This is a genomic window from Chryseobacterium sp. R2A-55, from assembly GCF_021401085.1.
Taxonomy (GTDB): Bacteria; Bacteroidota; Bacteroidia; order Flavobacteriales; family Weeksellaceae; genus Kaistella.
Map to the genome: position 1 here is coordinate 1 of NZ_JACBFP010000019.1, position 11,251 is coordinate 11,251.

Below are 11,251 nucleotides of genomic sequence, written 5' to 3' on the forward strand. Positions count from 1 at the left end.
GAATTAAAGATGCTGATCTTATGGAGAAACTCTTCGCCAAAAGCTGGGTCGTCTATGCCAAGCGGCCTTTTGGCGGCCCGAAACAGGTAATTGAATATCTGGGAAGATACACCCACAAAGTGGCCATCAGCAATCACCGGATTAAGGAAGTCACAGATAAAGAAGTTCGTTTTGTCTACAAAGATTACCGCAAAAGCGGCGAGAAAAAAGAAATGACTTTATCGAATGTGGAGTTTATCAGGCGCTTCAGTCTGCATATCCTGCCGAAAAGATTTGTAAGGATCCGCCATTACGGTATTTTAAGCAGCAGCTGGAAGCGTGGAAAACTTCAGGATTTGCAAGAAAGTTTAAAAGTGGAACGGAGCGTTTTTGTTCCCCAGACTATGCTCAGAAAATGCCGCTGTTGCAAAAAAGGAAACCTGGTGGCCATTGCCATTTTCGGGCAACGTGGTCCGCCGCAGGATTTTCTTTTCCTCACCCAAACTTTCTCTGCGAAATAAACTTTGCGGGTAAGGGAAATTATATGCTGAAACGAAAAATCACAGCATTTAAACCCTACAAAGGGCCACTTCTGCCCACAAAAAAAGCAGTACTTCTAAAAAAACTGCTTTGTGTATCTAAATTCTAAAAACGATAACTCCATAGACTGCCAAAAAAGCCCCCGAAGGTTCCGTTCAACGGGCTTTCATTGTTGGCTTTTCAAGCCCAACGAAAGCTTAGTTATTATCTGCTGCCCCTTTTCTCAGTTGCTTTTGTTGTCGGTCGGTTGAGCGTTGGCAAGAAGCACACTCTTTTGCAAGCTTTGGTCTGTGCGTTGGCTTTGTGCAGCTTGCAAATGTGTGTGCTTGTGTGTTGGCTTATTGAGTTGTTTGTAATTGTTTACCTGCATAAGTTCCGTATGCTTTTCCCGATACCTCTCCGAGTTTATAATAATCTGCTAAAACTTTAAGCGTTAGTGTAATGTCGTTTTCATCTTCGATGAATAATTTTCCGTCTTTCAACTTCAATGTTTCTCCGTACTTCTTACAAATTTTTTGCATTTTCTTTATTGTCTTTGCGTCAAGGTCTTTGTAATTTCCAATTTTTGTAAGTCGTACAAGTTTTTTATGGATAGACGGATTTAATTCTATCTGCTTTGAAATGATTTCAAGTCCTTCAAACATATTTGTTGAAGCTAATTCTGTCACAACTTCGTTTGCCTGATGTTTGTACTCTTCTTCTAAACCGATAATTTGCTCAAACTGTGTTTTTTTAGCGATGTAAAAAGTATCTTCAAAGTAGATGCAATCTATTTGTTTGTCAAGATTAACAGTTTCGCCTTCAATTAATTCCAACTTTTGACTTTTTGAGTTAAAAATTGTTCTAATTGTTTTTTGAAATTTACTTTTTTTATTGCTGTCGTTTTCATCAATTGCTACTTTAGCAGCAAGTATTTTTCTAAATGTATAAATCCATTCGTTTTCATCATTATAGAAGCCAACGCAATATGCCCATAATTCTTCATTTACTATAATTTCTTCTAAGCTTTTTATCTTAGGTGGATTTGATGTTAATTGATTATTCACAACATCGTAAAATGACATTGCTTTGTTTGTCATTTGATAGGTAAACAATTGAGCGGTATCATCCGTAATTACATCATATTCGTGTAATTCAGTTTTTCGTTTTATGAGACCAGTTAACTGTTCTTGTGTAAGTGTGTAAAGATGTTCTCTTATTTCATCATTTACATCAATTTGGTAAACTTTGAACAAATATTTGTCCATTACCTTGCTTGATGCTTTTACTTCTGGTTTTAGCACTCTTGTAATAAAGTATAGGATTGTGTTATCCTTACTTATATTTTCTACTTTTTGTAAAAGTTCCTCGATAATCATTTATTTGAGTTATTACTGGTTGCGAAATATAGTTTATGTCCGATTTCATATAGTTTTACTTTACAATCATCTTGTAAAGATTTGTCTCTTGAAATAATTAATCCATTCCTGTTTTTACCATTTTGAGTGGTGTATTCAATTTCGTAAATACCAAATCTGAAACTCAAAAGGGGATTGATTAATAGTAAAGATGAATTGATGTAAATGCGGTAGATTATTAAAAGTAGAAAAATAACGGAAGCACATTCATACCAACCATCAAAACTTTGAAATAAAAACGGGATTAAATAAGTAGCAATGTATCCAATTGCTTCACTATTTTTATTTTTCACATCAGTAACAGTTACTGGATTTCCATTTTTGGCAACTTCTTCAATATTGGCTAATGTTTTCCAATAACCAAATGCTCCAATGACCGAGAAAAATATAAGAATTGCTGACAAACCAAATTTTGCTCCAAATACTTTTGTAGTTTCCCAAGAAACTCCTGCCCAATTTAAATATTCACTATTTACAGATATTTGACGTAAAATTAGTAGCAAAAACAATGGCAAATAAGATGACACGAAAAGCGAAAATTGAGCTATTCCGTGTAAATTATTAATTCCTTTGTTTTGTTGCTTCGTCATTACATTTTCAATATTTCTGCTAATTCTTCAAACGATGAAATTCCGTTAATGTCTGCTGTGTCAATCCAATCAATTCCTCCTGCTGGCAAATAGTTAATGATGCCTGTCTTGAAATTGTATTGTTCATTAATTTTCTTCATATCAATAAACCAGTCCATAGGAAGCTTTTTCAACCGTACAATTTCTTGAAAATCGTTTGATAGTTTGTTGGGCGACATTCCTTTTTGAATAAGAAGTAATAATCCTAAATCAATAGTTTTTGCAACTTGTAAATATCCAACCAACTGCGAATAATCCTTTAAACTCAACTGACTTAAATACTTTGCTTCAATAAGTATCAATCGCACTTTTTTGTCGGGATTGATGATGGAAAATACTATATCGACTTTCAGTTTAGGAATGTAAGTTCCTTCTTCCTTTATGGTAATTCCCGATTGGTTTTCTAAATCAGAAACAATGAAGTCTAAGGTTTTATTACAAGAGTAGAATATGCTGTAATTTTCCCTAAGATATGTGCTTAGGTATTGGCTGAATTTCTTCGAAAATTCTTCATAATAGCTTATTTCGTTCTGTATCACTATTTCAATTTTACTGTTAGGTTATCTACTTTAATTTTAGTTTTAATAAGCTGTTGGTTCAAGCTATTACTTACGGATGAACAAATAAATGCTCTGTCATTTATAGGATTAATGACTAATAAAGGACTGTCAAAAGTATTTCCAATGGTTTTCACAGTTAATATTTCCGATGTATTGCTTTGAACAATATCATCCATTGAACCTGTGTGTCTTTTGCCGTTTAAAGTTTGTGCAAAAAGATAGGCGATACCTTGGTCAACTCCCGTGAAACTTTCAAAGTCTTCGTATTCTATAAGTCTTGAAACTTTGGCTTTATGTGTTGAAATTTCCAGTTCAGGAAAATATTCTGTTTGAATTTCATTCAGCTTTTTCAAAAGTTCTTTTTTCGTTCCTTTTGATAATCTTGGAAAGAAGTTGATGTACTTGTTTTTGTTCTTTACTAATTTCTCGATTTCCTCAATAGGTGCGTGTGGACATTTCAAAACAGCACAAAAATGATGATAGTGGAAAAACAATTTGTTTCTCACTTCAATTGGTAGTTCGTCAGAATTTTGGTCAATATGAACAGAAACAGGGCTTGGTGTTCTTAACTTTCGTAAAATACAAGGTATTTGTTCCTCTTTCTTTTGATGCTTCTCAATTTTTGTTACATCAATAGATTTGGCTTGTAATGCAAATGAATATTGAGTAAGAAATGAGCGAACTAAGAACCTAATCTTAAATCCTTTTTTCCAACCTTTGTAATCAGGGTCAGAAGCCGAATGTTGGTTTGGATGGTTGTATAAAATTTGGTCGGTTGTTGATCCTAAATCTGTAAGCCACGCACAAAGCTGTACAACAAAATTAAAATTGCGTGTACTTCCCGGAACTTCAACAGAAACAACTGGTGCATCATCCGTAAATCTTCTGTGTGATAAAGTTAAACTTGCTCTTGTATCAAAAATCCCAGACAAGAAACTTGCTGTATTTATACCAGTTAATTTTGTTTTGGCGGTTGTTAAATCAACGGAAGAAAGCAAAAAACCACCAATTGGTAATCCTAAATATTGCAAATCGTTTTTCAGGCTTGAAATATCCGAATTGTCAATAGGCATAATCAACCATTTACCATTACCAATTTCGTAAGTAACATTAAAGTTGTACGATGAATTAAAGTATTGGCAAATCTTCGTCAGAATATCTGTCGCTATGATATTCATACGTTTGGGTTCCATTCCCCATTTTTTGAATGGAAGGTCAATTACAAATGTGTTGTCGTCTATCTTTCCACTTCCAACCAGTAACCCTAATATGTATGCTTTAATATGATTAATCTGCTCCATTTTCTAAATGCTTTTCTAAAGCTTTGGCTATAACCCAAGCAAATACAGGTGGTACTGCATTGCCGATTACTTTATAAGCATTTGCTATAGTTTTGTAAGGAAAATTAAAATTATCTGGAAAAGACTGAATTCTCGCAATCTCTCTAATCGTAAATCTTCTGTCCTCAAAAGGGTGGGTAATACCACAGTTTTCGGGTTGAGCCGAAGCCGTAATTGTACCATTAATTTCGCCCAATGCAAACCTGCGGTAAAAGTTAGGTGCGTGGTATTTTTTTGGGTTATCCCAAATTTTTCTAAAACGCTCCGACATATCTTCGGGGTTCATACTTTTCCAAGATTTACCTTTAGAAATTGTTTGACTGATTTTATTTAATGGCGTTTTCTTTTTAAACTTCGCTAACGCTTCTTTACCATCTTCGCAAGGTCCAATTTTGTCAACCATATATTGTCCTCCTGGCGAATATTTCCAAAAATCATTTGCTTGTGGTGCATTTTTAGGAATATCACACAATGCAGAACCAAGGTATAAATCGTAAGGATTATCCGTTTCATTTGGCAAATTATACTCTGCCACAATTTGGTCTAACAAACTGAAATCAAAATAATCAAGGTCTTTCCTAATGCCAATAATAATTAATCGCTGACGGTTAGACGGAACGCCGTAATTGCTTGTCTTTAAAAGTTTGTAACAAGTTTTAAATCCTAATTTTTCGGTACGTTTTACAATTTCATCGGGAATACTTGTGCCATCTTCCATTTTGGAAGACATAATTCCTTTTACGTTTTCAAAAACAAAACCAATAGGTTTATTCTCTCTTCCTAATCCTACTTTTAGCAATTTTTCACACTCTTCAAAAAGGTTTCCTCTTTCATCATTGATACCTTTTCTTAATCCTGCGTTTGAGAATGGCTGACAAGGAAAACCCGCAAGCAAAAAGTCAAAATCGGGAATATTTTTGAAGTCAACATCTTTTATATCTTCACGATGTAATTCGTGATTATTGAAAAAAGAGGTATTTGCATTATAGACGTATTCAGCCGCTGGGTCAATGTCGTTTGAATATTCGATTTTGAATTTTGTTTTATCGAAATGTCTGTCTCTGAAATCAAAGTTTCCCGAAAAGCCCAAATCTAAACCTCCGCAACCGCTAAATAGCGATACGATTTTGAACGTTTTATTCTTATTTGCAGATTTATTTTGCTTATTGGTTTTAAAGTCAATAAACATTTGCGGTTCTTCCACAGTTGAAATTGTTTCTAATTCTGTTTGGTTGTACATAATGTTTATAGCTTAATCGTTGTTTGTATTGTGTTTTTCTGTCTGATGTATTTTACCTTTTCCTCTGCAAGAGTAAGTACATTATCGTTGCACTTGTTTTGATAAAGTGTGTATGCAATTTTTTCACTTATCAATTCAGATTTTAGTGTTTCCAAATCAAGATTAAATGTCTCTGCAAGTTTAGACAAACAAGCCTCGTCAAATTCCTTTTTTCCTGTTTCAATTTTGCTCAATGCACCAGAGTCAATGCCAAGTTTTGCACCTAATTGCGTAAGTGTCAAACCGCTTTGAGTTCTTAATGTTCTTATATATTCTCCAAAGTTTGCTTCCATTGTCTTGATTTTTTAGTCTTGACGATTTTGACAAAAATAGGAATTTATATTCTGTCATACCAAATTCTTTAGCAAAATATTTCGGGTGGTGGGTGGGCTTGGGTGCATTGGCAAAATTGCAGCTCTTTTGCAAGCTTGGGTCTATGCGTTGGCTTTGTGCGGCTTGTAAATGTGCTGCAATGTGCGGTGGGTTGTCGAGTTTTTGTCAGTCAGTTGTTTGTTGTACGGTCGCTCGGCAGGGGTTGCAGATAACGGGCCGCGTATTGGCGATGGGCGGGATTTTTAGCACTGAACTTGATACGAAGAACGAATGTTGAATTTTGCACTTCCGTTGATACGAAGCCGTTCAGCCCGCCTAATGCCAATACGATGTTATCGGTTCGGTTTTCTGTCGTCATACAATTTCTGCTTGCCAATATTCAAACGTTTTTGTTTGTCCGTTGTCCAAATTTATGTCGTATGAAATTTTGTTTGTCTGTGAGATTGAAAAGTCAATTTGTTTTTTGAATAAATCTCCCGAATACGAAAAAGTGTGATACTCTCCTTTTTCTCCGCAAACGTCAATGTCGTCAGGAAATGTGTTTATTGTATTTTCGTCTAAATCTTTTCCGATAAATGTCTTGTCTAATTTGTCTGCTTGCGTAACGATGATTTTTGATTTAATTCCTGATTTTATGAAGTCGGCAATGATTTCGGCAGATGTTCTGTCCCAAAGCGGTTCAATGACTTCAATTCCTAATGGGTTTAATTTATTCTCTCTGTATGTTTTTACATCTGCCAAAAAAATGTCGCCAAAAATGAAATGAGTAACGCCTTGTTTCTTAAAATGTTCAACGGTTTCTCGCATTTTGTCGTCATACCCTGTCAGGTCTTTGGCAAATAATACGGTGTAAAGAGGGATACCAATACTGTCCGCTTGTCTTGTCAGTAGTTCAACAGGAATGGAATGAATTGAAGATGTCAGCGTTTCTTCGTTAATAGTTGTCAGCAATGCAACAACGTCAAACTCGTTGTCTTGTAATGTCTTTTGAAGAGCTAATGCAGAGTCTTTTCCGCCACTCCAATTAAATACTGCTTTTTTCTTCTGGCTCATTCTGTCTGTTTTGGTGTCGCTCTAAACTGACCGATAACGTTTTGGGTATTGCCGAAGGCGGGGGTTTTTAGCACAAAAGTTCAATCGAAGAACGAAAGTTGAACCTTGCACAAATGTACAATCGAAGCCATTCAACCCCGCTTTTGGCAATACCTTGTTGAACTAAACCTCCGGTAGCTTTTCCCATTCGCCGTTTTAGTAATTTTGTTTTTATTAAACCCTAAAAAACATATAAAATGGCTACAAAAAAAAATCTCCGGAGGAGTTAAGGACTAACAAGTTTCTCAATCGTGCCTCTAGCGAAGTTAACGGTTTTGCCGAACTCCTGCAACGCTTTGAAAGAAATATTTCCATTCTGGGCAGAAGCAAACGAACCTTTGATAATTATTCCAGGCATGTTGCCGCCTTAGCGCTTCATTTCGGTAAAATCCCTACCGAATTAGACCCGGAAGACATCAAAGATTATCTCTTTGAACTTCAAAAACGATCAAAAACCCCTTCTCAGTCGTACTTTAAACATACTGTTTACGGGCTGCGTTTCCTGCTGAAAACCGAAGGCTTGCCTTACAGCTACCTCCATCTTCCCACCATTCCAAAAGTCAAGAAACTTCCTGTAATTCTCAGCCGGGAAGAGATCTGGCGCATGCTTCAAACCGCCGAACTCCTGAAGCATAAACTGCTCATCGGACTGATCTACGGGTGTGGACTCCGGTGTATGGAAGTGCGGAATATCGAGCTTCGGCATCTGGATTTCGACCGGAAAATGCTTCACATTGTGCAGGGTAAAGGCCGGAAAGACCGTTATGTTCCTTTGTCCGAACATTTAATCCGGGGACTGAAAACCTTCATCAGTATTGAAAATCCGGTTCAGTATTTATTCAACGGAAATCAAAACAGGAATGTTGAAGAGATTGACCAGCCGGATTCTGGCACACCGGATTTCGATTCCCGCTACAGTCAAAGAGGAGTTCAGTGGGTGATTAAAACTATTGCTAAAAAAGCCGGCATTACCAAAGAGGTTCATACCCACACTTTGCGACACAGCTTTGCCACGCATTTATTGGAAGATGGAGTTTCCATCATTATGGTTCAAAAACTTCTGGGCCATGAAAGAATTGAATCGACCATGGAATATTTGCATGTCTGTCAGCTGTCGGATCAGAAACCGCACAGTCCTTTGGATACCGTGTTTGCTTTATGCCGCAAAAATGGAAACCCGAACTAAGGGCGGAACTGTTGCTGAAGTTCTCCGCAAAATCGATTTACCGGCCAAAAACTTCAGCGTTCATCAGGAAAAGACACTTCGGGCTTTGTCCTGTTGCCGGACTTCCGCTCTGGGTGGTCATATCGATGCGTGTGACGGCTGCGGAAATCTTTCCATCAGTTACAATTCCTGCCGGAACAGGCACTGCCCGCAGTGTCAGGGACACAAAAAGGAAGAGTGGATCCAGAAGCGCGAACAGGATTTACTCCCGTGCAGTTATTATCATCTGGTTTTTACGCTTCCTGAAGAACTGAACGGTTTGGCCATTGCAAATCCCACCCTCATTTACAAAACCCTGTTTGAAGCGGCTTGGGCAACTTTAAACCAGTTCGGGAAAACCGAAGGAATCCAGTTGGGAATGATTGCGGTTTTGCACACCTGGGGGCAGAACCTGAGCTTGCATCCGCACCTGCACTGCATTGTACCGGGTGGTGGAATCAACCAGCAGGGAAAATGGAGAAGGAAAGTACGAACGGATAAATATCTCTTCTCTGTAAAAGCGATGAGCAAAGTGTTCCGTGCGAAGTTTGTGGCTTTATTGAGAGCTAATGGTATGAGTGACCAAAACTTGACTGAAAGGCTTTTCTCCAAAAACTGGGTTGTGTATGCGAAAAGACCTTTTGGTGGCCCCAAGCAAGTCATCGAATATTTAGGCAGATACACGCATTCACCCCGTTGGATTTTTTAGATATTCCCTTAATCTATTTCTAAGATAAATTTTTCCATTTCCAGACTTAAGATATTTCTCTCTTCTGGTCGCATCTTGCTGATTTAAACAGCCTTCCCAATAAATCAATTTGAAAGGCAATCTTCTTGCAGTAGACTTAACCTCTCCATTATTGTGTTGTATCAATCTATACTGCAAATTAGAAGTGTATCCTGTATAAAACAATCCATCTCTTTCGCTAAGTAAGACATAAACATAATAAAACATATTCTCTTTTTAGCAAAGTTAGAAATCCTACGGGGTAAAGTGGCCATCAGCAATCACCGGATTAAGGAAGTCACAGATAAAGAAGTTCGTTTTGTCTACAAAGATTACCGCAAAAGCGGCGAGAAAAAAGAAATGACTTTATCGAATGTGGAGTTTATCAGGCGCTTCAGTCTGCATATCCTGCCGAAAAGATTTGTAAGGATCCGCCATTACGGTATTTTAAGCAGCAGCTGGAAGCGTGGAAAACTCCAGAGTTTGCAAGAAAGTTTAAAAGTGGAACGGAGCGTTATTGTTCCCCAGACTATGCTCAGAAAATGCCGCTGTTGCAAAAAAGGAAACCTGGTGGCCATTGCCATTTTCGGGCAACGTGGTCCGCCGCAGGATTTTCTTTTCCTCACCCAAACTTTCTCTGCGAAATAAACTTTGCGGGTAAGGGAAATTATATGCTGAAACGAAAAATCACAGCATTTAAACCCTACAAAGGGCCACTTCTGCCCACAAAAAAAGCAGTACTTCTAAAAAAACTGCTTTGTGTATCTAAATTCTAAAAACGATAACTCCATAGACTGCCAAAAAAGCCCCCGAAGGTTCCGTTCAACGGGCTTTCATTGTTGGCTTTTCAAGCCCAACGAAAGCTTAGTTATTATCTGTGGTTTCATTTGGGCAAATTCATAAATTTATATTTGGAAAGATCTCTTTCTATTTGCTTACTCTGGAAGTTTTTTCCAGTAAAGTATTCCTCAAATGTACTATACGCTTTTTGATAACTGATTCTAAACATTTCATTTGAATATTTTAATTCAGTTCCAATGTAGTATGGTATATCTTTTTCTCTATATCTCTCTAAGGTCCTTTGAATATTATCTTCATGATAACCCATTTTTGGGCATTTTAAATAATGCAAAATTTTCCAATCGTTGAAATTTCCATAACCTTTCTTTTCATTTAAATATTTTTCTCTTTTTTCAATATTATTTGTTGAACCAATTTTAATAACGCTACCTTTTATTGAAGCAGCAATGTAAACAAAACCTTCATTAAAATTTATTAAAGTGAAGTGGATGTTTTTAGGTTCACAAACAATACAGTGACCGCTTCGGGACTTAATATGATGTCCCTTATTACAAGCTGTTGTGTTAAATGCGAAAATTTTCTCTTCATTTCGCATTTGTTCTTTTACGTCTGAAGTCAATGTTTGCCCATTCGCGTCAAAGAAGTGTTGAGGATCTAATTTATATTCGGCGATAAATTCCAGTACATCTTTATTCATGGTAACTATTTTTTAAAATAATTGCTAATTCCAATCCTTTCAAATTGAAATTAGCAATATTTTTCTGTTTTATTTTTGAAACATTGAATTAGCTTTTCCAGATTCCATAAATACGGAACCTACTTGTTTGTAAACCATTCTTGTTCCACAAACATCTAAAGCGTAAGTTGCGTTTCCAGAATTTTTAGATTTGTCAATGATTTTAACATTTTCTCTTGGACACCCTTGCTCAACCGCGACTGTCTCAATCAGTTTACTTTCTGTTGCGCCACCTATTGTTCTAACCGCAGCTCCACAAGATAATAGAGTTACTGCTAACGCTAATGAATAAAATACACTTTTCATAATTTCTAAATTTCCCGATTACTTCACTCGAAGTTTAAAGGCGTCGAACTGGAATTGTTTTTGGTTAATTTTTGCCCGCCCGTCATCTCTCTTTCAAACAGCAGTCTTTTGATATTGGAATTTTGTTCTGAAATCACAGATAACGTTCAAGGCTTTGCGATGTGTGGCTTATGCGCAAAGTATTTTCAGCCACATCTTGCAAAACCAATGTTGAACTAAACCTCCGGTAGCTTTTCCCATTCGCCGTTTCATTAACTTTGTTTTCATTAACCTTTTAAAAACCCATAAAATGGCTACAAAAAAAAATCTCCGGAGGAATTAAGAACGA

14 protein-coding genes and 2 pseudogenes are annotated in these 11,251 nt (G+C 36.8%); 5 read left to right on the forward strand and 11 right to left on the reverse strand.

All coding sequences use genetic code 11. The features are described from left to right. Positions 1 to 500: transposase (locus tag L0951_RS13415; protein WP_234111772.1), on the forward strand; the 500-nt coding region annotated here is incomplete at its 5' end. Positions 501 to 857: 357 nt separating this feature from the next. Here L0951_RS13415 and L0951_RS13420 read toward each other — a convergent pair. From L0951_RS13420 to L0951_RS13455, 8 genes are all read right to left on the reverse strand, one after another. Further along, positions 858 to 1,877, reverse strand: a complete 1,020-nt coding sequence (locus tag L0951_RS13420) for a Kiwa anti-phage protein KwaB-like domain-containing protein (protein ID WP_234111773.1) — start codon at positions 1,875 to 1,877, stop codon at positions 858 to 860. Further along, positions 1,874 to 2,506: a hypothetical protein gene (locus tag L0951_RS13425; RefSeq protein WP_234111774.1), complete on the reverse strand. Its 633-nt coding sequence runs from the start codon at positions 2,504 to 2,506 to the stop codon at positions 1,874 to 1,876. Before L0951_RS13425 ends, L0951_RS13420 begins: the two co-directional genes overlap by 4 nt. After that, on the reverse strand, positions 2,506 to 3,084 hold the full coding sequence (locus L0951_RS13430; protein ID WP_234111775.1) for a hypothetical protein: 579 nt from the start codon (positions 3,082 to 3,084) through the stop codon (positions 2,506 to 2,508). The genes L0951_RS13425 and L0951_RS13430 overlap by 1 nt, the downstream gene beginning before the upstream one ends. Beyond that, positions 3,084 to 4,406, reverse strand: a complete 1,323-nt coding sequence (locus tag L0951_RS13435) for a hypothetical protein (RefSeq protein ID WP_234111776.1) — start codon at positions 4,404 to 4,406, stop codon at positions 3,084 to 3,086. The genes L0951_RS13430 and L0951_RS13435 overlap by 1 nt, the downstream gene beginning before the upstream one ends. Then, complete coding sequence (locus L0951_RS13440) at positions 4,393 to 5,685, reverse strand: DNA cytosine methyltransferase (protein ID WP_234111777.1); 1,293 nt, start codon at positions 5,683 to 5,685, stop codon at positions 4,393 to 4,395. The genes L0951_RS13435 and L0951_RS13440 overlap by 14 nt, the downstream gene beginning before the upstream one ends. 5 nt (positions 5,686 to 5,690) lie before the next feature. After that, positions 5,691 to 6,017 (reverse strand): helix-turn-helix domain-containing protein, encoded by a 327-nt coding sequence (locus L0951_RS13445; RefSeq protein WP_234111778.1) that lies wholly within the window; start codon positions 6,015 to 6,017, stop codon positions 5,691 to 5,693. 209 nt (positions 6,018 to 6,226) lie between these two features. Further along, positions 6,227 to 6,415 carry a hypothetical protein gene (locus tag L0951_RS13450; protein ID WP_234111779.1) on the reverse strand — a complete coding sequence of 63 codons (189 nt, stop codon included), beginning with the start codon at positions 6,413 to 6,415 and terminating at the stop codon, positions 6,227 to 6,229. Further along, complete coding sequence (locus L0951_RS13455; RefSeq protein WP_234111780.1) at positions 6,412 to 7,110, reverse strand: adenine nucleotide alpha hydrolase; 699 nt, start codon at positions 7,108 to 7,110, stop codon at positions 6,412 to 6,414. Before L0951_RS13455 ends, L0951_RS13450 begins: the two co-directional genes overlap by 4 nt. Before the next feature lie 355 nt (positions 7,111 to 7,465). Between L0951_RS13455 and L0951_RS13460 the strand changes: the two are divergent. The 3 genes and pseudogenes from L0951_RS13460 to L0951_RS13470 form a co-directional block, all read left to right on the forward strand. Beyond that, positions 7,466 to 7,594, forward strand: a pseudogene (locus tag L0951_RS13460) (integrase); the annotation flags it as partial. 75 nt (positions 7,595 to 7,669) lie between these two features. Further along, positions 7,670 to 8,335, forward strand: a complete 666-nt coding sequence (locus tag L0951_RS13465) for a tyrosine-type recombinase/integrase (protein ID WP_234111781.1) — start codon at positions 7,670 to 7,672, stop codon at positions 8,333 to 8,335. Then, a pseudogene (locus L0951_RS13470) lies at positions 8,319 to 9,041 on the forward strand (transposase); the annotation flags it as partial. The gene L0951_RS13465 and the pseudogene L0951_RS13470, both read left to right, overlap by 17 nt. Here the strand turns inward: L0951_RS13470 and L0951_RS13475 are convergent. Next, complete coding sequence (locus L0951_RS13475; RefSeq protein WP_123249468.1) at positions 9,042 to 9,308, reverse strand: GIY-YIG nuclease family protein; 267 nt, start codon at positions 9,306 to 9,308, stop codon at positions 9,042 to 9,044. 39 nt (positions 9,309 to 9,347) lie between these two features. Here L0951_RS13475 and L0951_RS13480 point away from each other — a divergent pair, with 39 nt between their 5' ends. After that, a complete protein-coding gene (locus L0951_RS13480; protein ID WP_234111782.1) occupies positions 9,348 to 9,728 on the forward strand; it encodes a transposase in 381 nt (126 codons plus the stop codon). A 235-nt stretch (positions 9,729 to 9,963) separates the two neighbouring features. On the opposite strand, the gene L0951_RS13485 is transcribed toward L0951_RS13480, so the two are convergent. Beyond that, complete coding sequence (locus L0951_RS13485) at positions 9,964 to 10,578, reverse strand: GIY-YIG nuclease family protein (RefSeq protein WP_234111783.1); 615 nt, start codon at positions 10,576 to 10,578, stop codon at positions 9,964 to 9,966. Positions 10,579 to 10,647: 69 nt separating this feature from the next. Then, positions 10,648 to 10,923 (reverse strand): hypothetical protein, encoded by a 276-nt coding sequence (locus L0951_RS13490; RefSeq protein ID WP_234111784.1) that lies wholly within the window; start codon positions 10,921 to 10,923, stop codon positions 10,648 to 10,650. Positions 10,924 to 11,251: the final 328 nt, after the last annotated feature.

Coding starts and splice junctions, on each gene's coding strand:
- L0951_RS13440 (WP_234111777.1), bottom strand. CDS start 5,685: ATGTACAACCAAACAGAATTAGAAACAATTTCAACTGTGGAAGAACCG.
- L0951_RS13485 (WP_234111783.1), bottom strand. CDS start 10,578: ATGAATAAAGATGTACTGGAATTTATCGCCGAATATAAATTAGATCCT.
- L0951_RS13435 (WP_234111776.1), bottom strand. CDS start 4,406: ATGGAGCAGATTAATCATATTAAAGCATACATATTAGGGTTACTGGTT.
- L0951_RS13445 (WP_234111778.1), bottom strand. CDS start 6,017: ATGGAAGCAAACTTTGGAGAATATATAAGAACATTAAGAACTCAAAGC.
- L0951_RS13425 (WP_234111774.1), bottom strand. CDS start 2,506: ATGACGAAGCAACAAAACAAAGGAATTAATAATTTACACGGAATAGCT.
- L0951_RS13455 (WP_234111780.1), bottom strand. CDS start 7,110: ATGAGCCAGAAGAAAAAAGCAGTATTTAATTGGAGTGGCGGAAAAGAC.
- L0951_RS13490 (WP_234111784.1), bottom strand. CDS start 10,923: ATGAAAAGTGTATTTTATTCATTAGCGTTAGCAGTAACTCTATTATCT.
- L0951_RS13450 (WP_234111779.1), bottom strand. CDS start 6,415: ATGACGACAGAAAACCGAACCGATAACATCGTATTGGCATTAGGCGGG.
- L0951_RS13420 (WP_234111773.1), bottom strand. CDS start 1,877: ATGATTATCGAGGAACTTTTACAAAAAGTAGAAAATATAAGTAAGGAT.
- L0951_RS13475 (WP_123249468.1), bottom strand. CDS start 9,308: ATGTTTTATTATGTTTATGTCTTACTTAGCGAAAGAGATGGATTGTTT.